The organism is Rhizobium sp. BT03, from assembly GCF_030053155.1.
Taxonomy (GTDB): Bacteria; Pseudomonadota; Alphaproteobacteria; order Rhizobiales; family Rhizobiaceae; genus Rhizobium.
The window spans coordinates 256,800-279,948 of sequence record NZ_CP125645.1 but is presented as its reverse complement, the minus strand read 5'-3'; the positions used below and the strand labels follow the sequence as shown (position 1 = coordinate 279,948).

At 61.6% G+C, this 23,149-nt stretch carries 23 protein-coding genes and 1 riboswitch; of the genes, 9 read left to right on the top strand and 14 right to left on the bottom strand.

What is annotated here, in order from left to right; all coding sequences use genetic code 11:
- Positions 1–315: 315 nt before the first annotated feature.
- Positions 316–1,020 carry a GntR family transcriptional regulator gene (locus QMO80_RS32335; RefSeq protein ID WP_283201637.1) on the top strand — a complete coding sequence of 235 codons (705 nt, stop codon included), beginning with the start codon at positions 316–318 and terminating at the stop codon, positions 1,018–1,020.
- A gap of 112 nt (positions 1,021–1,132) precedes the next feature.
- On the top strand, positions 1,133–2,101 hold the full coding sequence (locus QMO80_RS32330) for a dihydrodipicolinate synthase family protein (RefSeq protein ID WP_283201636.1): 969 nt from the start codon (positions 1,133–1,135) through the stop codon (positions 2,099–2,101).
- Positions 2,102–2,223: 122 nt separating this feature from the next.
- Here QMO80_RS32330 and QMO80_RS32325 read toward each other — a convergent pair whose 3' ends face one another.
- A complete protein-coding gene (locus tag QMO80_RS32325) occupies positions 2,224–3,258 on the bottom strand; it encodes an Ldh family oxidoreductase (protein WP_283201635.1) in 1,035 nt (344 codons plus the stop codon).
- A gap of 166 nt (positions 3,259–3,424) precedes the next feature.
- Here QMO80_RS32325 and QMO80_RS32320 point away from each other — a divergent pair, with 166 nt between their 5' ends.
- Both QMO80_RS32320 and QMO80_RS32315 read left to right on the top strand, forming a co-directional pair.
- Positions 3,425–3,664, top strand: a complete 240-nt coding sequence (locus tag QMO80_RS32320) for a type II toxin-antitoxin system ParD family antitoxin (protein WP_283201788.1) — start codon at positions 3,425–3,427, stop codon at positions 3,662–3,664.
- A gap of 2 nt (positions 3,665–3,666) precedes the next feature.
- Positions 3,667–3,996: a type II toxin-antitoxin system RelE/ParE family toxin gene (locus QMO80_RS32315; RefSeq protein WP_283201787.1), complete on the top strand. Its 330-nt coding sequence runs from the start codon at positions 3,667–3,669 to the stop codon at positions 3,994–3,996.
- 137 nt (positions 3,997–4,133) lie between these two features.
- Here the strand turns inward: QMO80_RS32315 and rbsK are convergent, their stop codons facing one another.
- The 6 genes from rbsK to QMO80_RS32285 all read right to left on the bottom strand — a co-directional run bounded on the left by rbsK (position 4,134) and on the right by QMO80_RS32285 (position 10,352).
- Positions 4,134–5,063 carry a ribokinase gene (rbsK, locus tag QMO80_RS32310; protein ID WP_283201634.1) on the bottom strand — a complete coding sequence of 310 codons (930 nt, stop codon included), beginning with the start codon at positions 5,061–5,063 and terminating at the stop codon, positions 4,134–4,136.
- Positions 5,060–5,521, bottom strand: a complete 462-nt coding sequence (locus tag QMO80_RS32305; protein ID WP_283201633.1) for an RbsD/FucU family protein — start codon at positions 5,519–5,521, stop codon at positions 5,060–5,062. Before QMO80_RS32305 ends, rbsK begins: the two co-directional genes overlap by 4 nt.
- 43 nt (positions 5,522–5,564) lie before the next feature.
- Complete coding sequence (locus QMO80_RS32300; RefSeq protein ID WP_283201632.1) at positions 5,565–6,593, bottom strand: LacI family DNA-binding transcriptional regulator; 1,029 nt, start codon at positions 6,591–6,593, stop codon at positions 5,565–5,567.
- Positions 6,594–6,609: 16 nt separating this feature from the next.
- Positions 6,610–7,521, bottom strand: coding sequence for a carbohydrate ABC transporter permease (locus QMO80_RS32295; RefSeq protein ID WP_283201631.1), 912 nt, complete (start codon positions 7,519–7,521; stop codon positions 6,610–6,612).
- Positions 7,521–8,639 carry a carbohydrate ABC transporter permease gene (locus tag QMO80_RS32290; protein ID WP_283201630.1) on the bottom strand — a complete coding sequence of 373 codons (1,119 nt, stop codon included), beginning with the start codon at positions 8,637–8,639 and terminating at the stop codon, positions 7,521–7,523. Before QMO80_RS32290 ends, QMO80_RS32295 begins: the two co-directional genes overlap by 1 nt.
- Positions 8,640–8,711: 72 nt before the next feature.
- A complete protein-coding gene (locus tag QMO80_RS32285; RefSeq protein ID WP_283201629.1) occupies positions 8,712–10,352 on the bottom strand; it encodes an extracellular solute-binding protein in 1,641 nt (546 codons plus the stop codon).
- Positions 10,353–10,689: 337 nt separating this feature from the next.
- Between QMO80_RS32285 and QMO80_RS32280 the strand changes: the two genes are divergently transcribed.
- Entirely contained in the window at positions 10,690–11,757 is a 1,068-nt protein-coding gene (locus tag QMO80_RS32280) for an ABC transporter ATP-binding protein (protein WP_283201628.1), read from the top strand.
- A gap of 39 nt (positions 11,758–11,796) precedes the next feature.
- Here QMO80_RS32280 and QMO80_RS32275 read toward each other — a convergent pair whose 3' ends face one another.
- Together QMO80_RS32275 and QMO80_RS32270 are read right to left on the bottom strand one after the other, a co-directional pair.
- Entirely contained in the window at positions 11,797–12,069 is a 273-nt protein-coding gene (locus QMO80_RS32275; RefSeq protein WP_283201627.1) for a hypothetical protein, read from the bottom strand.
- A gap of 49 nt (positions 12,070–12,118) precedes the next feature.
- Positions 12,119–12,565: a GNAT family N-acetyltransferase gene (locus QMO80_RS32270; protein ID WP_283201626.1), complete on the bottom strand. Its 447-nt coding sequence runs from the start codon at positions 12,563–12,565 to the stop codon at positions 12,119–12,121.
- A 137-nt stretch (positions 12,566–12,702) separates the two neighbouring features.
- A riboswitch (TPP riboswitch) is annotated at positions 12,703–12,834 on the top strand.
- 93 nt (positions 12,835–12,927) lie between these two features.
- On the opposite strand from QMO80_RS32270, the gene thiC reads away from it, so the two are divergent.
- Genes thiC through QMO80_RS32250 form a run of 4 tightly spaced genes read left to right on the top strand, consistent with a single transcriptional unit; the run spans position 12,928 to position 16,700 of the window.
- Positions 12,928–14,754 carry a phosphomethylpyrimidine synthase ThiC gene (gene thiC / locus QMO80_RS32265; protein ID WP_283201625.1) on the top strand — a complete coding sequence of 609 codons (1,827 nt, stop codon included), beginning with the start codon at positions 12,928–12,930 and terminating at the stop codon, positions 14,752–14,754.
- A gap of 1 nt (position 14,755) precedes the next feature.
- Positions 14,756–15,706 carry a glycine oxidase ThiO gene (thiO, locus tag QMO80_RS32260; protein WP_283201624.1) on the top strand — a complete coding sequence of 317 codons (951 nt, stop codon included), beginning with the start codon at positions 14,756–14,758 and terminating at the stop codon, positions 15,704–15,706.
- 20 nt (positions 15,707–15,726) lie between these two features.
- A complete protein-coding gene (gene thiS, locus QMO80_RS32255; RefSeq protein WP_283201623.1) occupies positions 15,727–15,924 on the top strand; it encodes a sulfur carrier protein ThiS in 198 nt (65 codons plus the stop codon).
- A gap of 2 nt (positions 15,925–15,926) precedes the next feature.
- Positions 15,927–16,700 carry a thiazole synthase gene (locus tag QMO80_RS32250; RefSeq protein ID WP_283201622.1) on the top strand — a complete coding sequence of 258 codons (774 nt, stop codon included), beginning with the start codon at positions 15,927–15,929 and terminating at the stop codon, positions 16,698–16,700.
- Between the two features lie 61 nt (positions 16,701–16,761).
- On the opposite strand, the gene QMO80_RS32245 is transcribed toward QMO80_RS32250, so the two are convergent.
- The 5 genes from QMO80_RS32245 to QMO80_RS32225 all read right to left on the bottom strand — a co-directional run bounded on the left by QMO80_RS32245 (position 16,762) and on the right by QMO80_RS32225 (position 23,138).
- Positions 16,762–17,580: a DUF6030 family protein gene (locus tag QMO80_RS32245; RefSeq protein ID WP_283201786.1), complete on the bottom strand. Its 819-nt coding sequence runs from the start codon at positions 17,578–17,580 to the stop codon at positions 16,762–16,764.
- Positions 17,581–17,903: 323 nt separating this feature from the next.
- Positions 17,904–19,346, bottom strand: a complete 1,443-nt coding sequence (locus tag QMO80_RS32240; RefSeq protein ID WP_283201621.1) for an HlyD family type I secretion periplasmic adaptor subunit — start codon at positions 19,344–19,346, stop codon at positions 17,904–17,906.
- Positions 19,343–21,487: a peptidase domain-containing ABC transporter gene (locus QMO80_RS32235; RefSeq protein ID WP_283201620.1), complete on the bottom strand. Its 2,145-nt coding sequence runs from the start codon at positions 21,485–21,487 to the stop codon at positions 19,343–19,345. The genes QMO80_RS32240 and QMO80_RS32235 overlap by 4 nt, the downstream gene beginning before the upstream one ends.
- Positions 21,488–21,530: 43 nt before the next feature.
- Positions 21,531–21,839: a hypothetical protein gene (locus QMO80_RS32230; RefSeq protein ID WP_283201619.1), complete on the bottom strand. Its 309-nt coding sequence runs from the start codon at positions 21,837–21,839 to the stop codon at positions 21,531–21,533.
- Positions 21,840–21,905: 66 nt separating this feature from the next.
- Positions 21,906–23,138 (bottom strand): GTP-binding protein, encoded by a 1,233-nt coding sequence (locus tag QMO80_RS32225; protein ID WP_283201618.1) that lies wholly within the window; start codon positions 23,136–23,138, stop codon positions 21,906–21,908.
- Positions 23,139–23,149: the final 11 nt, after the last annotated feature.

Below are 23,149 nucleotides of genomic sequence, written 5' to 3'. Positions count from 1 at the left end.
GCGTCGATCGCATCGTCTTAAAGCTAAAGCCGATGGTGCCACAAACCCGCCCCGATCTGATCTTGCAACCCGGACCAGCCGCTCAGATCGGGGCTGGTCGGCCTGCCGTGCGGCTGCCGCCAGTGACATTTCTACTTTGCGCAACCGCGGACATTTCAACCTGACCGCCACACGTTATGTTATATCATATCAACTCAAGCACATAGCATACTTATCGAGGATCGCTCTCCTGACTATCTCCCCGCAGAACCGAACTTGAAGGTTTGATCCAGCTTGAAACTCGTCGTATTTGTCCTGTCGACAAAAGGAGTTTTTATGCCCGACATCGACCCCGGTTCGCTTCCCGAACGCAAACGCGGCTCCGGCGTGAAACTGGTCTACGACCTGCTGCGCGATGAGATACTTGACCTGAAGCTTGCCCCCGGCAGCCCGATCGACGAAGTACAGTTGGCGGAGCGGTTCAACATGTCGCGGACACCGATCCGCGAAGCGCTGGTGCGCCTGGCGGGTGACGGGCTGATCGAAACGCTGCCGAACCGCTCGACCATGGTGTCGAACATCGATTTTCTCAATCTCGCCACCTTCTTCGACGCCCTTGTTCTTATGTATCGGGTAACGACCCGGCTGGCGGCGCAGAACCACCGCCTGGAGGACCTGCCCTCTATCCGTCGTTTCCACGAGGACTATTCGGCGGCGATCGAAGCGCGCGACACGCTGGCGATGATCGCGACCAACGCCGCCTTCCATGCCGCCATCGCCGAGGCCGGGCGCAACCCCTATTTCACCGGGCTTTTTCGCCGGCTGCTCGATGAAGGCCGGCGCATTCTCCGGCTTTATTATCAGTCCTACGACGAACATTTTCCCCAGCAGTTCGTCGATGAACATGCCGAGATCATTGCCGCGATCGAGGCACGGGATCTCGAGGCTGCCGATCGTCTGGGCAAGGTTCACGCCGAGCAGATCGTCGCCCAGGTGCAGAAGCTTTTCAGCCGCACCGGCAAGCTCGACATAGCGCTATAACAGGTCTTGTATTTTTCTTGTCGACAAATAGAACACAGGATGTTATCTCCATCCTCGAACAGGTCGGCGACCTTTGCCGATCGAGCCTCCCCTAGCGCTGAAGGAAATCGACATGAAGGCCACAATTTTTTCTGGCGTCATTCCCGCCCTGATGACGCCCTGCAAGGACGACCGTACGCCAGACTTCGACGCACTGGTGCGCAAGGGCAAGGAACTGATCGAAAAGGGCATGTCCGCCGTCGTCTATTGCGGCTCCATGGGGGACTGGCCGCTGTTGACGGATGAGCAGCGCATGCAGGGCGTGGAGCGCCTGGTGAAGGCCGGTATTCCGGTCATCGTCGGCACCGGCGCCGTCAACAGCGCCTCGGCTGTCGCGCACGCCGCGCACGCCCAGAAAGTCGGTGCCCAGGGCCTTATGGTGATCCCGCGTGTCCTGTCGCGCGGCACGGTCGTCGCCGCCCAGAAGAACCACTTCAAAGCCATCCTTTCGGCTGCCCCGAACCTGCCGGCCGTTATCTACAACAGCCCCTATTACGGCTTTTCTACCCGCGCCGAGCTGTTCTTCGCGCTGCGTGAGGAGCACAAGAACCTCGTCGGCTTCAAGGAATTCGGCGGTGCGGCCGACATGCGCTATGCGGCCGAAAACATCACCAGCCGCGACGATGACGTCTCGCTGATGATCGGCGTCGACACCTGCGTCTTCCACGGCTTCGTCAACTGCGGTGCTGTCGGCGCGATCACCGGCATCGGCTGCGTGCTGCCGAAGGAAGTCATCCACGTGTGCAACCTCGCCCAGGCTGCGGCCGCCGGCGATCCGGATGCCCGCCAGCGTGCGCTGGAACTGGAATCGGCGCTTGCCGTGCTCTCCTCTTTCGATGAAGGCCCGGATCTCGTTCTCTACTTCAAGCATATGATGGTGCTGAAGGGTGATCCGGAATACACGCTGCACTTCAACGAGACGGACGTGCTTTCCGAAAGCCAGCGCGGCTATGTCGAAGCCCAGCTGAAGCTGTTTGACACCTGGTACGCCGAATGGAGCAAGCTGCCCGGCGCCGTGCAGACGTATAAAGCCGCGGCATAATCCGTCGATTTAAGCGAAGGCCCTCCTCTCTGAACTGGCCCCCGAAGGTTGATGTCCAACTTTCGGGGGGCAGTTCATTCGGAGGGCCTTGTCATTTGCAAATCAGAGAAAAGACGACGCCGTCACGAGACCGCGTCGAGACCTTTTTCCAAAAGACGGTCAAGCAGTTCTAACTCGGCGGCCGTCAACGCGACGCCTTCCGTTTCGGACTTCCGGCGGGCGGCGAAGCGGCGCTGCGACGGCAGGCGGGCGCCGCTGCCGACGATCGCCTCGAAGAGCAGCTCGGCGCGGGCGAAGGGATCGCCGGGGCGGCCGGCGGCAAAGGCTTGCGGCGACATGGCGATGATGACTTCGCCATGGAAGGGAGCGAGTGTCGTCGTGCCGAGATAGTCGAGCACCTCGGGGCTGGTGAGATCGCCGATCATGATGCCGGCGAGGAGTTCGATCATCGTGCCGATGGCCGATCCCTTGTGTCCGCCGAAGGGCAGCATGGCGCCCGCAAGCGCGGCCTCCGGATCGGTCGTCGGATTGCCTTCGGCATCGATCGCCCAGCCCTCGGGAAGCTGCTTGCCGGCGCGGCGGTGCAACTCGATTTCGCCGCGGGCGGCGACGGAGGTCGCAAAGTCGAAAACGTAGGGCGACGTGTCCTTGCGCGGCCAGCCGAAGGCGAAGGGGTTCGTGCCGAGCAGCGGCTTGTTGCCGCCGGCGGGCGCGACGGTCGCATAGCTCGGGCACATGACGAGACCGGCAAGGCCTTCTTTGGTCACCGCCTCCACCTCCGGCCAGAGCGCGGAGAAGTGGCTGCAATCGTTGATGACGAGGGCGGCAATGCCGAGCCTGCGGGTGCGTTCGCCCAGCGCCGGCAGACCGAGTTCGAAGGCCGCATTGGCAAAGCCGCCATTGGCGTTGACCTTGACGATGGCGGACCCTTCGTTGAGATCCAGTCCCGGTAAGGCGTCCGGCTTCACCTTGCCTGATTTGACGGTGCGCAGCGCGCCCTCGATACGGTAGATGCCGTGCGATTTGCAGGCGTCGCGCTCACCGGCAACGATGACGCGGGCAAGCGCACCGGCCTGTGCGCTGTTGAGGCCGGCCTTGCGGAAGATGGCTTCGACACGGCTATGCAGGTCGACAATTTTCAAGGTGGTCATCGTCATGCTGCGCTTCTCCTCGGCCAGGTTCTTTTATCCTGCATACATAAAGTATGCAGGATTTCAACGTCTGCAATTCACCGCTTGGCAAATTTCGCAGGCAACTCCGGTTTTTCGCGGCCGACCATCAATGCGCCTTGCCAAATTTTGCCATTCGGCCTATTTTAACCTCATGAGCACCATGAATATCTCACTGCCGGAAAACCTGAAACACTTCGTCGACCAACAGGTCGCTGGGCGAGGCTATGGCACCAGCAGCGAGTATGTACGCGAGTTAATCCGTCGCGATAGAGATCGGCAGCGTTTGCGCGATCTGCTACTTGAGGGCGCTTCATCCGAGACGACCGAGCCAGTCGATGCCAACTATTTCGACAGCTTGCGCGACCGCGCCCTGAGACAAAGTTCCAAGTGACCATAAAGTCCATCGTCCCTCGCCTTTCGGCCCGCCGGGACGTCGAAAATGCAGTGGATTATTATACTCGCGAGGCCGGCGCTCGGATTGCGCTAGGTTTCGTCGAGGCGCTGCAATCGACCTACACCTTGATCGCGGAGCATCCTGCGTCGGGTGCATTCCGCTACGCCTATGAGGTGGGCTTGCCCGAGCTGCGCAGCATGCCGCTAAAGGGCTTCCCCCATATCGTTTTCTATATCGAGCAAGCCGGTCACATCGATGTATGGCGTGTCCTCCACACCAAACAGGATATTCCGACGTGGCTGCAAGATCCAGAAGCATCCGTGAACTAGATAGCATAGGCGGCGTTGCCCCTATCCCAATCGGGAGCGTGATCAAGCTCGGCGGCTTGCAGGCCAAGATAGAGCGCTACAGCGCCGCGCCGCTGTAGCCTGCAGTCGATTCAACCGGATTCCCTTGCGGTATTCAATCATGCCAAGCCCAGCAAGGCGCTGATCTCGGCGCGTGAAGGCATGGCGGGGGCCGTGCCCGGCCGGGTTACGGCGATTGCAGCGGTCGCTGAGCCGAAACGGACGGCCTCGATCGGTGTTTGCCCTTCCGAAATCGCCGTCGCGAAACCGCCGAGAAAGGCGTCCCCCGCCCCTGTGGTGTCGATGACATTTCCTGCCGAGAATGCAGGGACGAATTCACTCTGATCGGCGGTGTGATAATACGCGCCGCGTCCGCCGAGCGTGATGACCGCCGCTTGCGCCCCTCGATCGAGCAGGGCGCGGCCGGCCGCACGGACCTGCTCATCGGTTGTGATCGCATGACCCACCAATTCGGCGGCTTCCACCTCGTTGGGTACGATGAAATCGCACAGGCCGTAGATTTCGTCCGGAATGGCTCGCGCCGGCGCGGGATTGAAGATCGTCGTGACCCCTGCCCTTTTCGCCATCGAGAGACCGTGCAAGGCGGCCTCGAGCGGCTGTTCGAGCTGCGTCATGAAAATCGCGGCGCTTTCGATCGCCGCCCGGTTCGCATCGACATCTTCGATGCCGATAAGGCCCGCGGCACCCGGCACGACGATGATGGCATTGTCGCCGCTCACCTCGTCGACGAAGATGAAGGCAGCACCGCTGGAAACACCGTCCATCTTCATCACATTGGCTTTGACGCCCGCCTGGGAATAGGCGGCAAGGGCCATCTCGCCGAACGGGTCGTTGCCGACCCGTGAGATGAAGGTCACCTTACCGCCGGCCTTGGCCGCGGCAATCGCCTGGTTGGAGCCCTTGCCTCCCGGCCCGAGCGTGAAACCAGACCCCATCAGCGTCTCGGCAATGTGGGGCAGGCGTTTTGCCTTATAGGCGGTGTCGGCGGCAAAAATGCCGAGAATGACGATCCCGTTTTTCTCGCTCATCGGATGGCCTCCGCCTCCGGAATGACGCCCTTGGTCAGAAGGAAGCATCCGTAGAAGCGCAGCTCCCCCGTTGCGATGACGCAATAGGCCTTTTTGGCGATGTCATAGAAGGCCATGCGTTCGACAGGATACATCGGCGATGGTTTGCCTTCGGCGCGGTCGACGATCGCCTGGACTTCCTGCTGGATCGAGGGAATTTCACCCGGCTTGCCAATCACTTCCATGCGGCCGACCGAAGGCTGGATCGGTGTGTCCAGCGGCAAGACCGAAAGGATCGCATCGATCGCCTGCGGCGCGGGAATGTTTTCCATGGTCAGCAGCGTCCCCAGGCGAGTCTGCCGGGCAATCGAATCCGACGGAAAATTCATGTCTGAGATGACGAGATAATCGCCATGTCCCATGTTGCAAAGTGCTTGAAGAATGTCGCCGTTGAGTTCGGCCCGAATTCCCTTGAGCATCGATCTTCCATCCTTTTCTTGTTGCCGGAGCACCGGCCCTGCTTCAATTCGTATGGCCGGCGCTATCGGCCTTGGGTTGCGGGCACGGGCCGCTCGAACCGCGCACGATCAGCGACCCGTCGACCGTTTCGTCTTCCGCGCCCGGCGGTTCCGCCAAGAGAAGGCCGACCGCGCGCCGCGCCAGCATGTCGGCCGGCTGACGTATGGTCGTCAGCCTGGGAACGACAAGATTGGCGAGCGAAATATCATCGAACCCCGTGACCGACAGTTTGCGCGGCACGTCGATCTTGAGGTCGCGCGCTGCGCGCAGCGCGCCGATCGCCTGCTGATCGCTGGCGGCCGCAATCGCCGTCGGCCGGTCCTGGGAGGGGCGCGAAAGCAGGTCGCGGGCAATTCTTTCCCCGGACTCGTAGTCGAACCTGCCATAGGCAATTTCCAGCTCGACGGGTTCGCCTGTTTTGCCGAACCCGTCCATGCGGCCGACAAAACCCTCCTTGCGCATGCGCCCCGCCTCGGTGTCGACAGGCCCGGCAATATAGGCGATGCGGCGGTGCCCGAGCCCGTAGAGATGGTCGGCAATCAGCGCGGCTGCCTGCGCATGGTTGGTCGACACCAGGGGAAAGGTGCCGAAGCGCCGGTCCAGCGATATGATCGGCACCGATGCCGGCAGATCGAGGCCTGAACCGTCGCTCGAAGCCACCACGATGATGCCGCGCACCGACCGGTGGAGAAAGGCCGAGACGTGGCTCTGTTCCGCCTCGCGATCGTCATGCGAGCTTGCCAGCATCAGGCTATGCGCACGCTCGAGCGCCGCACGCTCGACGCTTGCCGCAAGTTGGGCGAAGAACGGATTGGTGATATCGGGAACGATGAGGCCGATGACGTCGGTTCTGCTGGTGCGCAGCGCTCTCGCGGTGACGTTCGGGCGGTAACCGAGCGCTGCAATAGCGTCGTTGACCTTTTCCCGCAGCATGGGTTTGACCGCGGCTTCGCCCGACAGGACACGCGAAACGGTGCCGACAGAGACGCCTGCATATTCGGCGACATCCTTGACTGTCGGCATCTTTGACATTTTCGACATCCCGCAACTACTTGACGGCGCCCGCGGTCATCCCGGCAATGATGTGCTTTTCCAGCACGACGCCGACGACGACAAGCGGAAGGATGCCGGCGGTGGAAAGGGCGGCCATCGACCACCAGTTGATGCCCTGGCTGCCCGTCTGGCTGGCGATCATCACCGGCAGCGTGTTGGTATTGGTGGAGGTCAGCAGTGCGGCGAAGAAATATTCGTTCCAGCACAGGATCAGCGCCAGGAGGAACGCGGCCACCATGCCCGGCAGAACGAGCGGCACGATGATGCGGGCAAAGGCGCCCCAGATCGACAGACCATCGACCAATGCCGCCTCCTCGAGCTCTACCGGGATGGTGGCGAACTGGTCGCGCATGATCCAGACGACGATCGGCAGGACCATCAGCGTATAGACGGCGATCATACCCGCATAAGTGTCGAGCAGCGCCAGCTCCTTGTAGAGAACCAGGAACGGCAGGGCGAGAACAACGGGCGGCATGATCAGCTGCGACAGGAAGAAAAAGGAGATGTCGGAATTGCGCATATGGCCGAACTTGTAGGAAAAACGGCTGAGGCCGTAGGCCGCCAGCGATCCAAGCACGACCGCAAGGGCGGATGCCGTAACCGAGATGATGATGCTGTTCCAGAGCCTGCGCATGAACTCGTCACGCACCGTCGATACCTCTGAAATCGTATCGGGTGAGAGCCCGAGCGAGCGCCAGCCGAGCCAGCTGGGGGTAAAATTGAACCAGGGGACCAGATTGCCGCGCATGACATCGGCGGCTGTTTTGAACGAGGTCGACACCGTCCAGAACAGCGGGAAGATGCAGACACACGCCCAGGTGACGAGCAGGCCGTAGACGGCCAGACGCATGGCCCACCAGCGAATGCGCTGAGCCCGCCCGTATTTTTCGAAATCGATGCGAACCATCAGAGCCTTCCTGTCATCCGCTTCACGATACGGTCCGAGATCTTCATCAGCATTGTCATCCCGAAGACGATGATCACCAGATAGACGAGCGCGAGCAAGGTACCGTATCCGACATTCGAACGGTCGCGGTATTCACGATAGATGAAACTGGTGACGGAGTCGGTCGCGCCGCCCGGACCTCCCGATGTCACGGTGATGATGATGTCGGCGAGCTTGAGCTTGAAGATCACCCGGATCATCACCGCCGTCACCGAAACCGGCAGCATGAGCGGGAAAGTGACCTTCCAGAAGCGCTGCCATCTGGTGGCCCCATCGACTTCGGCCGCCTCCAGCACCTCCCTGGACAGGCCCTGCAATCCGGCAAGCAGCATGATCATCATGAAGGGAATGAAGGTCCAGGCATCCATGATCATGATCGACAGTTTCGCCGTCAGCGGATCGCCGAAGAAGGATGGGTTTTCCCAGCCGAGCCAGCGGGCGAAGCGCGCGATCGGGCCGAAACGGGTCTCCAGCATCGATTTGCCGACCATCCAGCTCACCGCGACCGGCGACAGCATCAAAGGGATGAGGAAGGTGACCCGCCAGAATTTTCGGGCGATAATTTCCTGGTTGAGGAGCAGCGCCAGCCCGAAGGCGATTGCATATTCGACCACAATCGCCAGGCAATAAAGGACCATGTTCAGCAAGGCATTGGCATAGAACGGATCGGCGATCATCCGGCGCACATTGTCGAGCCCATTGAAGCGCCGCCCGGTCGAGGAGGCGAGGTTCCAATCGGAAAAGCCGATCCAGAGCGCAAAGAGCAGCGGGAACACCACCATCGACACGACGAAAAGCGCGGCCGGGAGAACGAAAAGCGCCTTCTTGCCGGGCTCGCCGTAAATGACGACACGCGTGACGCAAAGAACGGCGGCCCAGAGAAAATAGGCATAAAGAACCGGCCGCCAGTTCTCAAAACCCCAACCGCTCCAGCCCAGCTCATGGGCACCCTGCAATAGGAACGACGCTATGAACCATAGGGCGCTCAGCCACAGAGCCGTGCGGCCCCAGAAACGGCGGCTCGCGGAAATGGCGCCGGCTTCGACCGTGTGGAGCAGGTCGCCTTCGACTGTCGACATGATATTCCTCGCCCGGACAGAATGAGCGCCGGCGAACCGTTTCCGGTCCGCCGGCATACTGGTGTCAAACGATCACAGCCCGAGGCTCGCCCGATAGAGTTTCAGCTGGCTGTCGCGGCCGATCTGGTCGGTGATCTTTTCCCAGGCGGCCGCAATCGCATCCGCGGTCTCCTGCGCCGACTTATATTGTCCGGCAAAGCCTTTGGCCAATTCGTCCTCGGCGACGGAATAATATTGGAAGATACCGGGGATGCGCGGTTCGATGGCAGCGTTCGGGTGGTTGTAGCTGTCGGCATTCGAACCCAGATAGTCCTCGATATAGGCACGGTCGTAACCTGCCTTTTCCCATTCGTCGTAGTTGAAGTTGGACTGGCGGTAAGGCTGGAAGCCGGAGGGATAGGCCGACGTCCACAGCGACAGATCCTTGCCGCCGAGATGGGCGGCAGCGGACCAGGCCGCCTTGCGCTTCTTCTCGTCGCCGGAGACCTGCTTGGTGACATAGATGCCCCAGCCGAGATAGGCCATGTTGGGCGCTTCGTTATACTTGTCTTCCCATTGCCCGGTCTTACGGTTGTAGACCCGGTTGGAGCCGCGGTTGATACCGAAGCCGACCACATCGCCGACGACCGACGAGTCCGAGGTGCGCGCGCCAGAGCCGACATCACCCCACCACATCAGCATGGCGCCGGTGCCTGCCAGGAACTGCGAGAAGGCCGTGGTGCCGGGATCGGCATTGATCTGATCGGCCGGATAGGCCTTGGCCGCGATCAGATCGAGCACGTCCTGGATCGCCTGGACCCATGCGGGGTTATTGACCAGCGGCTTCATGTTTTCAGGATCGAACAGCCAGGCCGGGTCACCGGGATATTTGGCATAGGCCGTCGCGCGGTTCTCGATGAAATAGAAGCCGAAACCGCCCCAGCCCTTGAGCGGGTCGAGATAGCCATAGGCCGGCTGGCCGGTCAGCGGATCGGTCTTGCCGATCAGCGCCTTGGAGGCTGCATTGACCTCCTGCCAGGTCTTCGGCGGCTCGGCCATGCCGCTGATGGAGCCCTCTCCGAAATAATCCTTGCGATAGGCGAAGGTGTGGCAGTCGCCGTCGATCGTAACGCGATAGGTCTTGCCGCCCCAAGTGCCGACCGGGGGCTTCAGGTAGCTCACCAGGTCGTCGGCTTCGATCTGCTTTGCAGCCCAGTCCGGCATCTCGTCCAGAAGCCCGCGTCCGGCGGTATCGCCTTCGAAGGGGGCCCCCATTTCCAGAATGTCGAAATCGACCGTGCCCGTCGCGATCGATTGCTGAAGGCGGGCGTTATAGTCGGCTTGCGCAAGGTCGATCCAGTTGATCTTGGCGCCGGTATAAGCCTCCCAGGGCTTCAGGAAGCCGCGGAACAGGAAGTTGTGCAGGTTTTGATTGTTGAGCCCCATGAAGGTCAGCTCGACACCGGCAAATTCGCCCTGCTTGACGTTGGCCTTGGTCGGGCCGAGGCAGAGTTCGCCGACCTTCTGCCAGTCCGCGTCCGTCGGCGAGCCCTTGCCGACGCCCGGAATCTGCAGGATCTGGGCGCGCAGATCGTCGGCGGCAATCGCCATGCCGGGAATTCCGCCCATCGCGCCGGATAGACCGAGCAGAGCCGCAGCACTCGCCGTCCCGCGCAGGACGTCGCGACGGCTTGCCTGACGGCGCATCAATGCATCGTATATTTCGACTTTCATGCTTTCCTCCTCCACATTTGTGCGCTGCCGCCAGCCGGTCCTTCCGGAGTGGCTCCGGTCCGATTTTGGGACTGGTCTCGTGCAGAACTATCTGGTAAACAAAAAAATGAAACGTTTCATATTTATGTTCGAAACCGCTCCTCTCGGCCTCGCCAGCGAGAATTAGACGGCAAGCGGGAAAAGTCAATCAAAAATGAAACGTTTCATGGAGGAGGTCCGACAGTCTATCTGAGCAGCGGCAGAGTGCGGTTTCGCCAGGCCTGATGCCTTGGATATTGTCGCGAGATGCATATCTCTTGGGACTGCCCGGGGGAGCCGGAAAGCGAGTGGGAGGCATATGGCTGAAGTCAATATTTCAGAGGCGCGGAAGGCCTATGGCGCCGTAAATATCCTGCATGGCGTCGATATCGATATTCGCGACGGCGAATTTGTGGTGCTCGTCGGCCCGTCCGGTTGCGGCAAATCGACATTGCTGCGCATGGTCGCGGGGCTCGAAAGCATCACCGGCGGCACCATCTCGATCGGCGGAAAGGTCGTCAACAATCTGCCGCCGAAGGATCGCGACATCGCGATGGTCTTCCAGAGCTATGCGCTCTATCCGCACAAGACCGTTGCCGAAAACATGGTCTTTTCGCTGCGCCTGCAGAAGCAGCCGGCCGACATCATCAAGCAGCGGCTGCAGGCGGCGGCCGAAACGCTTGACCTCGTGCCCTATCTCGACCGCTATCCGCGCCAGCTTTCGGGCGGCCAGCGCCAGCGCGTGGCGATGGGACGCGCGATCGTCAGGTCGCCGCAGGTTTTCCTGTTCGACGAGCCCTTGTCGAACCTCGACGCCAAGCTGCGCGTGCAGATGCGCAAGGAGATCAAGGAGCTGCACCAGCGGCTGAGAACCACGACGATCTATGTCACCCATGACCAGGTCGAAGCGATGACCATGGCCGACAAGATCGTGGTCATGCAGGGCGGCAAGGTCGAGCAGATCGGTACACCGCTGGAACTCTACGATCGTCCGCGCAATACATTCGTGGCGGCCTTTATCGGCTCGCCGTCGATGAATCTGCTGAAAGGCCGCTACAAGGCCGATGGTGCGATCTTCGTCACGGAGACCGGCGACGAGATTGCGCTCGGTTTTATCCCGCAGGCGTCCGACGGGCAGGCCGTGCTTCTCGGCGTGCGGCCTGAACACCTGTCGCTCAGCCAAAGCGGCCTCGACACGACGGTCAGTGTGACCGAACCCACCGGCCATGAGACGATGGTCTTCCTGCGCTACGGGTCCGGCGAGCTTGTCGCGGTGCTGTCCGACCGTCACGACTTTGAGCCGGGGCAGGTCGCGACGATCGCCGCTCGACCGGGGAAGCTTCATCTTTTCGATGCGGAATCCGGCAAGACATTGCGACCGGATTGAGCGGGCATCTTCAAAGGCCGCCGAACGTTTGGTGGCGGGTCAGTTCAATTTCAGCTCCAATATCAATTGTGCTGGAAGATCGATCATTATTGTCGACCCGTCGGTTTTGGCAAAGGCCATTTCGCCCTCCTGCCATGCATCATATTCCATGTCGATCCGTATCCCGCCGCGCTCAAGGATAGCCCAGGAGAAATCAAGGCCGCCACCCTTTCGCACAGACCAGCCGGCAGCCCCCAGCATTTCGATGACCGCTCGCCAGCTTTCCTCCGATATACCGGACAGGCAAATCCGATCAGACATGCGCTCTTTCATCCCACAAGGAGATAGGTTCAAAGTAGAATCGCGGTCACGGGGCCAACCGCTACGCACTCGATTTGGAGTAGAGACCAAGGTTGTTGCCGACGGCGAATCCGCAGCGCTGATAAAATTGCGACAGCGCACCTTCCCGCTGTGAGACCAACCAGACGCTGTTGCATCCCTCGGCCTTTGCTGTTTCGGAAACGGCCGACAATAGCGCGGTCCCTATTCCCCGACCCTGCGCTTCAGGCAGCACCGAAAGCTCATCCAGATAAATGACCGGACCGGCATGGCGCCGCTGCCGTATGCCCAGCGCGATCCCCAGCACCTTGCCTCCGTCGATGGCCGCAAGAGCAATGGATTTGGGGGTTTCGAGCACGTTGTTTACATTTTCAATCGCCGCTTCAAGCGACCAATTCTCGTTCCACGGAGGTCCCGAATAGGCACTGACCAGCACACCGGCGGCGCCACTGAGATGTTCTCGCATAAGACGTTCAATCCGAAACGACATAATCCACCTGACGTTGAGTGAACTGACATGTGCCGCAGTTCGGCCAGTAACGCAACAGGCTCCGAGACGGGACGACAAAAGCGGAACGACAAAGCTCTTAAGCTTGACATGATCCGGGACGGCGCTTTACGACTATCGGCATTCACCAGGGGGGTCCCGGCAAGGGGCTGAGATACTGCTGGACAATCAGGCTTAGCCTGTTGTGGCGCAGTGACCCGTTGAACCTGATCCAGTTCATACTGGCGTAGGGACGGTGCAAGCGCTCGAAGGCTTCGGATTCCCGCGTGGAATCCATGTCGGCGTCTTTCCATCATTCCGGCTGACTGACTGGGTCTCCAACTCGCAATTTGGAGCCTCAAACCATGACCATTGCCGCAAAAAACCTCACCCCGACCGTCACCACCGGCGCGCTGCCGGCCTCGCGGAAGATCCATATTCCGGGAGATATCCACAGTGATATCCGCGTGCCGATGCGCGAAATCAGCGTCCATCCGACCGCCGGCGAGCCGCCTGTCGTCGTCTATGATTCCTCCGGCCCCTATACGATCGAAGGTGCGGAGATCCGCATCGAGCAGGGCCTGCCCCCATTGCGACGCGACTGGCTGCTGGCCCGCGGCGATGTCGAAGCCTATGACGGCCGCCATGTCCGCCCCGAGGATAACGGCTTCGTCAGCGGCGACCGGCTAACGCCGGAATTCCCCGGGCGACGCCAGCCGCTGCGCGCCAAAAACGGCAAAGCCGTCACCCAGATCGCTTATGCACGCGCCGGCATCATCACGCCGGAGATGGAGTTCATCGCCATTCGCGAGAATCTCGGCCGCAAAGCCAAGGCGGAGGCCTTGGTACGCGACGGCGAAAGCTTCGGCGCCGATATTCCCGATCACGTGACGCCGGAATTCGTCCGCCGGGAAGTCGCCGCCGGCCGGGCGATCATCCCCGCCAACATCAACCATCCCGAAAGCGAACCGATGATCATCGGCCGGAATTTTCTGGTCAAGATCAACGCCAATATCGGCAACTCCGCCGTCACCTCATCGATGGCCGAAGAAGTCGAGAAGATGGTCTGGGCTGCCCGCTGGGGCGCCGATACGGTCATGGATCTTTCGACCGGCCGCAACATCCACAATATCCGCGAATGGATCATCCGCAATTCGCCGCTGCCGATCGGCACGGTGCCGCTTTATCAGGCGCTGGAAAAGGTCGGCGGCATCGCCGAGGATCTCACCTGGGAAATCTATCGCGATACGCTGATCGAGCAGGCCGAACAGGGCGTCGACTATTTCACCATCCATGCCGGCGTGCGGCTGCATTACATCCCGCTCACCGTCAATCGCGTCACCGGCATCGTCTCGCGCGGCGGTTCGATCATGGCCAAGTGGTGCCTGCATCATCACCGCGAGAGCTTCCTCTACGAGCATTTCGAGGAGATCTGCGATATCTGCCGGACCTATGACGTCTCCTTCTCGCTCGGCGACGGCCTTCGCCCCGGCTCGATCGCCGATGCCAATGATGCGGCGCAATTTGCCGAACTCGAAACGCTCGGCGAGCTGACGAAAATCGCCTGGGCGAGGGATTGCCAGGTGATGATCGAGGGGCCTGGCCATGTGCCGATGCACAAGATCAAGGAAAACATGGACAAGCAGCTCGCCGTCTGCGGCGAGGCGCCCTTCTATACGCTGGGGCCGCTGACGACCGATATCGCCCCCGGCTACGACCATATCACCTCCGGCATCGGCGCGGCGATGATCGGCTGGTTCGGCACGGCCATGCTCTGCTACGTCACCCCGAAAGAGCATCTCGGCCTGCCTGACCGCAGCGACGTCAAGACCGGCGTCATCACCTACAAGATCGCCGCCCATGCGGCCGACCTCGCCAAGGGCCATCCGGCCGCCCGCCTGCGCGACGACGCCTTGTCGCGGGCGCGTTTCGAATTTCGTTGGGAAGACCAGTTCAACCTGTCGCTCGATCCCGACACCGCCCGCTCCTTCCACGACGAGACGCTTCCGAAGGAAGCCCACAAGGTGGCGCATTTCTGTTCGATGTGCGGCCCGAAATTCTGCTCCATGCGCATATCGCATGACATCCGCGCCGAAGCGCAGAAGGAAGGGCTGGACGCGATGGCGGCAAAATACCGGGAGGGCGGCGATCTCTATATGCCGATCGACGCCCCCGCACACGGGGCGGACTGACATGCGCGTGCTTGTCAAAGGGGCCGGCGTCGCCGGCCTCACCGTCGCCCGCGAGCTGCATGCCCGTGGTGCCGATGTCACGGTCTTCGACCCGCACCCGAATTTCGCCCATGCGGCGTCCTGGCTCGCCGGCGGCATGCTGGCGCCCTGGTGCGAGCGGGAAAGCGCCGATGAGGCCGTGCTCACACGCGGCTTCGATGCCGCCGATCGCTGGGAAGCTATCCTGCCCGGCAGCACCGTCCGCAACGGCACGCTCGTCGTCGCCTCGACGCGCGACCATGGCGAGTTGAAGCGGTTTGCCGGCCGCACGACCGGTTATCAATGGGTTGAGGAGAGCGATATTGCCGCCCTTGAGCCCGCGCTCGCCACCCGTTTCAGGCACGGCCTGTTCTTCCCAGGCGAAGCGCATCTGGACCCTCGCCAGGCATTGCACGCGCTGAAGGAGCAACTGACGGCAAACGGCGTTACCTTTACCGACGCAGCTCCGGGCGATGACGATTTCTCCGACATCGTCGACTGCACCGGCGCTGCCCGCATCGGGCAAGAGCATGATCTGCGCGGCGTGCGGGGCGAAATGCTCTATCTCCAGACTGAAGAGATCACCCTCGCCCGGCCCGTCCGCCTGCTCCATCCACGCTTTCCCGTCTATATCGTCCCGCGCGGCAACGGGTTTTTCATGATCGGCGCAACGATGATCGAGACCGATTCCGACGGCCCGATCACCGCGCGCTCGCTGATGGAATTGCTGAACACGGCCTATGCGCTGCACCCGGCCTTTGCCGACGCCGCCGTCGTCGAAACCGGCGCCGGCATCCGCCCTGCCCTACCCGACAATCTTCCGCGCGTCGTGCGGGAGGGGAAGGTCGTCGTTTTCAACGGCCTTTATCGCCACGGTTTTCTGCTGGCGCCGACCATGGCGGCCGAGGCCGCCGATCTCGTTTTTTCCAAATAGCCGAAGCAAAGGAACTCCCAATGCAACTGATCATCAATGGCGAAGCCCAGACAATCGCCGCCACGACGCTTTCGCAGCTTCTGGCCGCACTCGATTACGAAGGCGACTGGCTGGCGACCGCCGTCAACGGCGAACTGGTTCATCGCGAGGATCGCGGCGAGCACATGCTGAACGATCATGACAGGATCGAAATCCTCACCCCGATGCAGGGAGGCTGAGCATGCTGGATCTTTACGGAAGTCAAATCGCATCGCGCCTGCTTCTCGGCACCGCCCGTTACCCCTCGCCGGCGATCCTCGCCGAAGCCATCACGCGCTCTAAAACCGAGATCGTCACCGTGTCGCTGCGCCGCGAAATGGCAGGCGGGCGCAACGGCGGCGCTTTCTTCGACATGATCCGCGCGCTCGGCGTTCACGTTCTTCCCAATACGGCCGGCTGCCACGGCGTATCCGAGGCGGTGCTGACGGCAAAGATGGCCCGCGAAGTCTTTCGCACCGATTGGATCAAGCTGGAGGTGATCGGCAATCACGATACGCTGCAGCCGGATGTCTTCGCGCTCGTCGAAGCGGCACGCATCCTGACCGGCGAAGGCTTTCAGGTCTTTCCCTATACGACGGATGACCTGGTCGTCGCCGAGCGCCTCATCGACGCCGGATGCCGGGTGCTGATGCCCTGGTGCGCACCGATCGGATCTGCGGCGGGACCCCAAAATCTTTCAGCCCTTCGATCGATGCGGGCGCATTTTCCAGACGTGCCTCTGATCGTGGATGCCGGTATCGGCAGGCCTTCGCATGCCGCCATCGTCATGGAACTGGGCTTCGATGCCGTGCTGCTCAACACCGCTGTCGCCGGCGCCGGCGACCCGGCCGCGATGGCGGAGGCCTTTGCCAAGGCAATCGATGCCGGCAGGCAGGCGTTCGGCGCCGGCATGCTGGAGCCACGCGACATGGCCGTGCCTTCGACACCCGTGATCGGAAAGGCGGTGTTTGCATGAAGGCCGACCCCTTCTGATTGCTGGCGACATCGACAGTCCGAGTCGCGTTCGGTTTGCGCCGTCATTGAGCGCAATTGGCTGATAGCGACGGGCTCAAGCTGTCCATGAGGCGGGGATTTGTTGTCGCCAGCCAGCGCTCTGTCGAAAAATACGTCTTCGTCCTCATCTGTGAAGCTGAAGTCGCCTTCAGACCAAGGACAAAATTAAAGTTATTTCCGCTGCCGGCTTCGCGCGTGAAGCCGAGATAGGAGCCGAATCGTTCGTCTTCGACATTTCGAAGGTTTTGGATCGACGCAAGCGTATCCTCGAAATCGCGCCAGCACGACTGCTTCACGATGATCTCGAAAATGCGCAGGACGGCCGGGGCGAGACGCCCCTCAGCATCTGTCGTCGGCCCAATGATCTTGGCGCGGATTTCTAGAACATCGCCCATTTCATTTCCACGAACCTTGAGGAAGGTGGAGCTGAGGGGACGCACCTCGTCCCGCTCGTAGATGCGCTGAAAATAACATTCATAATTGCGATTGCGCATCGATGCGGCTTTCCATTCGCTCATCTCGATGCCGGCCTCTCGAAGAGCACCGCAAATATTCGGCCCCGAGACGCGCCACATCCGCAGAAACTGACCGGCCAGTTCCGGCTTCGGGACCTCGATCAGCTGCAGCGGTATGGACATTGGCGAGAGAGGAGAAGGAGCCGCCGTATCGGGGCGGACGGTTATGGGCGCCGATCGGGCAGCCTTATCGAGTGCTCGATCTTCAAAGAGCTCGACCGGATCTTCGCTGTGGTGGATTTCACGGTAAAAAACAATGCTGCCTGCAAGAAGCAAAACCGATATCAAAAGCACCGACCAAAGCAGCCGGCGGCGGTTGCTCCGCAACAGGGAATTCCAGCGCCGAAGCCGGATGTCGCGGGGAGGATCGACTGCTGATAACACCTTATCCACGGCGCGACCTCACAAGCAAAATCGGAGCGGATGCGAGTTCGAGCCCAATCAATCTCGATCCTGTTTGCGACCGACCGGTGTCGGTCGGCCGGTAAACCAAAGCCCCTGCCGGCGACTCCTTCCGAGGTGAGCAACGGATGTGAAAAACGGTACAGTCTGTCCGACTCACCTTCGATACCGCGAGTGTGAGGTTGCGTGCTTGGAGCGTCAAGCAGCAACCCGGCAGACGATGTTCGCCCTCCCGCGAACTGATCCCCCTACGGTTCGCGTATTGCGTTATCCAGCCCCCGCAGCAACGGATACAGGAAATAGGAGATCACCGTGCGCTTGCCGACCTTGATTTCCGTGGACACGGTCATGCCCGGAAGCAACCGCACCGGCACATCCGAAGCATTCAGCCTCGTATCGGCGAGCAGGACGCGGGCCTTGAAAAAGGGCGCGGCCGGCTGGCTGGGGGTGGCGGTCTGGTCCTGCTGGCCGGTCAGGAACGTGTCCTCACTGATGGTGCGCACCGTGCCGGAGGCCGTGCCGTATTTCTGGAAGGGATAGGCGTCGAGCTTGATGCGCGCTTCCTTGCCGACGGCAACGCGGCCGATATCGCGCGTGTTGATCGAAACTTCGGCTTCGAGCGGCACGTTGATCGGCACCAGGGTGACGATCGGTTCGGCTTCGCGCACCACCGATCCGATGGAGCGCTGGGCGAGATCCAGCACGACGGCATCGGCGGGTGCCGTCAGCGCCACCATGTTGCGGCGCAGCTCCATCTTTTTCAGTTCCTCGTCAGCCATGTCGCGCTGGCCGCGCAATTCCACCAGCTGCTCCATGGCGGCGCGGCGGAAATCCTCGATGAAGGCCTGGCGGTCGGCTCGGAGCTTGGCATAGGAGTGGGCGGCCTCGTCGGCCTTGCCACGGACGGCGGTCAGGTCGGATTCCACGTCGAGGCGGGCGTCGCGCGAGCCGAGCAGCGTAATCAGCGAGCCGCTCTGGTTGTCATAGAGCCGCTCCCGCGCTGCCTCGATCTGCGAGAGCCCTTCGCGCCTGTCGTTGAGCACCGCCTCCTGGTTCCTGCTTGCCGCAAGAGCGGCCGACTGGCCGGCGATCTGCTGGTCGAAATTCTGCAGCTGCGCCACGTAGAAGGCCCGCCGCTGACCGAAGAGCTGCGCCTGCAGCATCTGGTCGGGCGTATCTCCCGCCATCTTGGTATAATCGTCGCCGGCAAGCTCCGCCTCGATGCGTTTTACCTGGGCGTCGAGCGCGGAGAATTTCGCCTGCTGCTGGTCGACATCGGCCTGGCTGAAAGTGGCGTCGAGGGTCGCGAGCGTCTGCCCGGCATGCACCACTTCGCCGGCCTTCACCTCGATCGTGCGGATGATCGAGGTTTCGAGTGGCTGGACGACGATGGTCGGCTGGGTGGTGACGAGCTTTCCGGGCGCGATCACCACCTCGTCAATCGAGGAGACCGAGGCCCAGGTGATCGCCGCGGCAAGCAGCGCCGTCACACAGTAGAGCGTCATGCGCGCCACACGCGGCGGCGCGCGTTCCTCGAGCTCGACGGCATCGGACTGGAATTCCGCGATCGCCGGCGGCAGCGGCGGCCGGGCGGCCAGTTGTCTTCCCTTGTCAGAAGGCCCCTGATCGGAGGAGCGCTTATCTGAAGGGACCGGCAGGTTTTCGCTGGGTTTTCTCGCGTGCGCGTTCATGCGACCTGCCTCATTTGCTGGGCCCACAGGTGGCGATAAGTCATGCAGCGCGATACAAGCTGATCGTGCCGGCCGATATCGGCGACCTTGCCACGGTCGACGACGAGAATGGCATCGGCATCGACGAGCGTCGAAAGCCGGTGCGAGACGATGATGACGGTGCGGCCGGCAGCGATGCGGCTCAGATTCTCGCGGATGATCGCCTCGCTGTCAGGGTCGAGCGCGCTCGTCGCCTCGTCGAAGATCAACAGCTTCGGATCGGTGATCAGCGCGCGCGCGATGGCCAACCGCTGCTTCTGGCCGCCGGAAAGGTTCGAGCCATTTTCCTCCAGCATCGTGTCGAAGCCGCGCGGCAGGCGCTCGATGAACTCCTCGGCGCCGGCGATGCGGGCGACCTCCATGATTTCCTCGATGCTGGCATCGGGCTTGGCGGCGGCGATATTGTCGCGAACCGAGCCGCGAAACAGGAAATTGTCCTGCAGCACGACGCCGATGCTGGTTCTCAAGTGCACGAGGTCAATCTCGCGGCTGTCATAGCCGTCCATGCGCACCAGCCCCTCCTGGCTCTGATAGAGCCCCTGGATGAGCCGCGTGATCGTCGTCTTGCCCGAGCCGCTCTTGCCGACTACGCCGAAGACCGAGCCTGCCGGAACGGCGAAGGAGACATTGTCGAGCGCAGGTGCCGCATCCGGCGCATAGCGGAAGGAGACGCGGTCGAATTCGATGCGGCCATGCAGATGCGGCCGCACACCGCGGCCGCGTCCGGCCTGCTCCGGCCGCTGATTCATGATCTCACCGAGCATGCGCACCGAGAGCGCCACTTCCTGATATTCGTGCACCATGGTGACGATTTGCACCAGCGGCCCGGAGACGCGGCCGGCGAGCATGTTGAAGGCGACCAGCGCGCCGATCGTCATCGCACCGCTGAAGACATCGAGTGCGCCCAGGCCGATGATCGCCACACTCATCAGCTTTTCCAGAAGCCCCGTCAGCGACTGAGCGATGGTGGAGATCTTCTCGACCCGGAAGCGCACCGAGATCGACTGGGCCGAATAATCGTCCCATACCTTGCGCTGGCGCGGCTCCAGCGCCAGCGATTTCACTGTGCGCATGCCGTGCACGGTTTCGACAAGCAAGGCCTGCCGGTCGCCTTCGGCCTGGTAGAGCGCCTGCAGGCGGCGCTGGAACGGGCCGACGAGCATCATCACCACCAGCCCGACGAGCGCTGCGAAGCCGAGCACCACGAGCGTCAGCTTGACACTGTAGAGAAGCAGGATCGGCACGAAGACGAAGAGCGAGACGCCGTCGAGAAGCGTCAGGAACAGCCGGCCGGTCAGGAATTCGCGAATGCGCCCCGTCTGTTGCATATGCTTGACGAGAACGCCGGCAGACGCCTGCTCGAAGAGTGCGATCGGCAGGTTGAGCAGATGGCCGAAGGTGCGCGTCGCCACCCGGATGTCGATCCTGTTGGTGGCGTAGAGCAGCAGATAACGGCGCAGGAAGCTGAAGGTCGCGTCGAAGACGAGCGCCACCGCGATACCGACCGTCAGGACCGTCAGCGTCGCATAGCTCTGATGCACGAGCACTTTGTCGATGACGAGCTGAAAGAACATCGGCGTCGTCAGCCCGAGACCATAGAGCACGAAGGCGGCAAGCGCGACATCGCGGAAGAAGCTGCGCTGCTTGATGATTTCGGGGACGAACCAGCGGAAGCCGAAGGGCCGGTCTTCGTCGGACATGCGATAGTTGCGCTTCAGCAGGACGACCGATCCGAGCCAGGCCTTGGCGAATTGTTCTTCACTGAGCATCATCACTTCGGCGCGGGACGCCAGCGGATCGAGAACACGAATTCTCTCATCCTCGCCGCTGCCGACAGCGCCGGCGATCACCACCCAATTGCCGTTCGTCAGTTCCGCGAGCACCGGAAAGGCCTCGCCGAGCTGAAACAGGCTTCGCCAGTCGAGCGTCAGATGCCGGGCTCTGAGGCCGGCATCCTTGGCCATCCGCAGCAGCTGCCGTACGGCAACGGGATCGTTGCCGACGGCATAATCATGCTGCAATCGCTCAGGCGCGAGATCAACGCCGTGATGACGCGCGACGAGCGCCAGACAGTGCAGGTTGGTATGCAGAAAACCACTCATGGCCCACCCGAAACAATAAGAGACCGAGTCAATATTCGTTTTGTCAGTTGAAGTTCGGCGAAGCGTTCGAAGCGCCGGCCGGCGCCGACTGGATATCGGCAGCCGCCGCCGCCGACATATCGCCGATACGACGGACCGCACCCGCTTCGACCAACCCGCCGAGCGCCTTCTGCATCAGATCCACCGCATTGGCGAAAGCATCGACAGGCATGATGATGCGCTGGCGGAAGACCGGCTTCGGGTTGTTGTTGTCGTCACGATCGGTTGCCGAAAGCGACATCAGGTCGATGCGCACGATCGTTCCCGTAATGGTGATTTCGCCGATGCCGTCTGCATAAAGTTCGTTGCTCATTGTTCTCTCCTCCGGTTGATAATCAAAACGTCTTCACTCAGGGCGTCTTGCGTTCCTTGGAACACTCTAACTATTTGAATGCGCAGGGATATGTCCGTGCTGCCAGGCCGGAAACGGATCGCGAATGCCGACGGCGGTCTGCGGATCGAAACCCGTCTCCTCTCCGATCAGGCAATAACCGAGAGCAGCGCGGATCGCTTCCTCGTCGAAGCCGGAACCGATGAAGACGAGTTCCTGACGGCGGTCTCCCCAGACATCGTCCCAATGCCGGTCGATGAGCTGGCGGAACTGCGGAAAGCGCGGCCATTGCACCCGCGGCACCGAGGCCCACCAGTAGCCCCTGGTCTCGATCCGGCACTGGGTGCCGGCAATCGACAGAAGGCCGATCTCATCAGGCCTCGTCGCCAGCCAGAAATGACCCTTTGCGCGGATGAGGCCCGCCCATTTCCGGTCGAGGAAATCCTTGAGCCTCAGGGGATGGAAGGGCCGGCGGCTGCGATAGACGAAGCTTCTTATGCCGTATTCCTCGGTCTCCGGCACATGATCGCCCCAGCCGAAGAGTTCCTTGTGCCAGAGCGGATGGCGGGCGGCCTTCGCCTCGCTGAAGAGGCCGGTATCCAGGATCGCCCCAAGCGGCACCTGGCCGAAGACCGCCTCGATGACCCGAGCTTCCGGATTGAGCGCCGCGACGACCCGGCGAACCTCGGCAAGGTCGGCGCACGGCACGTCGCCTGCCTTGTTGATGATGACGACATCGGAAAATTCGATCTGCTCGACGAGCAGTTCCACGAGCTTGCGCTCATCATCCCCGTCACGCCTTTCGCCGCGATCGGCAAGGAACTCGGCGCTCTGGTAGTCTGTGAGAAGATTGACCGCATCGACGACGCAGACCATCGTGTCGAGACGCGCCACGTCGCAGAGGGCCGCCCCGCTTTCGTCGCGGAAGGAGAAGGTCGCGGCAACAGGCAGCGGCTCGGCAATGCCGGTGCCCTCGATCAGCAGATAGTCGAAACGGCCCGCAGCTGCGAGCCGGCGCACTTCGCTCAGGAGATCGTCGCGCAAGGTGCAGCAGATGCATCCATTGGTAAGCTCTACCAGCGTCTCGTCGGTGCGCGAGAGATCTGCTCCCCCCTCGCGCACGAGCTCCGCATCGATGTTGACCTCGCTCATATCGTTGACGATGACGGCAACCCGGCGGCCCTCCCGATTGCTCAGGACATGATTGAGGACAGTCGTCTTGCCGGCGCCGAGAAACCCGGCGAGAACCGTTACGGGCAATCTGTTGTCTGCACCCATCATCGAAACTCTCA

Coding starts and splice junctions, on each gene's coding strand:
- QMO80_RS32335 (WP_283201637.1), top strand. CDS start 316: ATGCCCGACATCGACCCCGGTTCGCTTCCCGAACGCAAACGCGGCTCC.
- QMO80_RS32225 (WP_283201618.1), bottom strand. CDS start 23,138: ATGATGGGTGCAGACAACAGATTGCCCGTAACGGTTCTCGCCGGGTTT.
- thiS (WP_283201623.1), top strand. CDS start 15,727: ATGCAACTGATCATCAATGGCGAAGCCCAGACAATCGCCGCCACGACG.
- QMO80_RS32300 (WP_283201632.1), bottom strand. CDS start 6,593: ATGTCAAAGATGCCGACAGTCAAGGATGTCGCCGAATATGCAGGCGTC.
- QMO80_RS32280 (WP_283201628.1), top strand. CDS start 10,690: ATGGCTGAAGTCAATATTTCAGAGGCGCGGAAGGCCTATGGCGCCGTA.
- QMO80_RS32290 (WP_283201630.1), bottom strand. CDS start 8,639: ATGTCGACAGTCGAAGGCGACCTGCTCCACACGGTCGAAGCCGGCGCC.
- thiC (WP_283201625.1), top strand. CDS start 12,928: ATGACCATTGCCGCAAAAAACCTCACCCCGACCGTCACCACCGGCGCG.
- QMO80_RS32295 (WP_283201631.1), bottom strand. CDS start 7,521: ATGGTTCGCATCGATTTCGAAAAATACGGGCGGGCTCAGCGCATTCGC.
- QMO80_RS32270 (WP_283201626.1), bottom strand. CDS start 12,565: ATGTCGTTTCGGATTGAACGTCTTATGCGAGAACATCTCAGTGGCGCC.
- QMO80_RS32305 (WP_283201633.1), bottom strand. CDS start 5,521: ATGCTCAAGGGAATTCGGGCCGAACTCAACGGCGACATTCTTCAAGCA.
- QMO80_RS32285 (WP_283201629.1), bottom strand. CDS start 10,352: ATGAAAGTCGAAATATACGATGCATTGATGCGCCGTCAGGCAAGCCGT.
- QMO80_RS32240 (WP_283201621.1), bottom strand. CDS start 19,346: ATGAACGCGCACGCGAGAAAACCCAGCGAAAACCTGCCGGTCCCTTCA.
- QMO80_RS32330 (WP_283201636.1), top strand. CDS start 1,133: ATGAAGGCCACAATTTTTTCTGGCGTCATTCCCGCCCTGATGACGCCC.
- QMO80_RS32320 (WP_283201788.1), top strand. CDS start 3,425: ATGAGCACCATGAATATCTCACTGCCGGAAAACCTGAAACACTTCGTC.
- QMO80_RS32235 (WP_283201620.1), bottom strand. CDS start 21,487: ATGAGTGGTTTTCTGCATACCAACCTGCACTGTCTGGCGCTCGTCGCG.
- QMO80_RS32230 (WP_283201619.1), bottom strand. CDS start 21,839: ATGAGCAACGAACTTTATGCAGACGGCATCGGCGAAATCACCATTACG.
- rbsK (WP_283201634.1), bottom strand. CDS start 5,063: ATGAGCGAGAAAAACGGGATCGTCATTCTCGGCATTTTTGCCGCCGAC.
- QMO80_RS32250 (WP_283201622.1), top strand. CDS start 15,927: ATGCTGGATCTTTACGGAAGTCAAATCGCATCGCGCCTGCTTCTCGGC.
- thiO (WP_283201624.1), top strand. CDS start 14,756: ATGCGCGTGCTTGTCAAAGGGGCCGGCGTCGCCGGCCTCACCGTCGCC.
- QMO80_RS32325 (WP_283201635.1), bottom strand. CDS start 3,258: ATGACGATGACCACCTTGAAAATTGTCGACCTGCATAGCCGTGTCGAA.
- QMO80_RS32275 (WP_283201627.1), bottom strand. CDS start 12,069: ATGAAAGAGCGCATGTCTGATCGGATTTGCCTGTCCGGTATATCGGAG.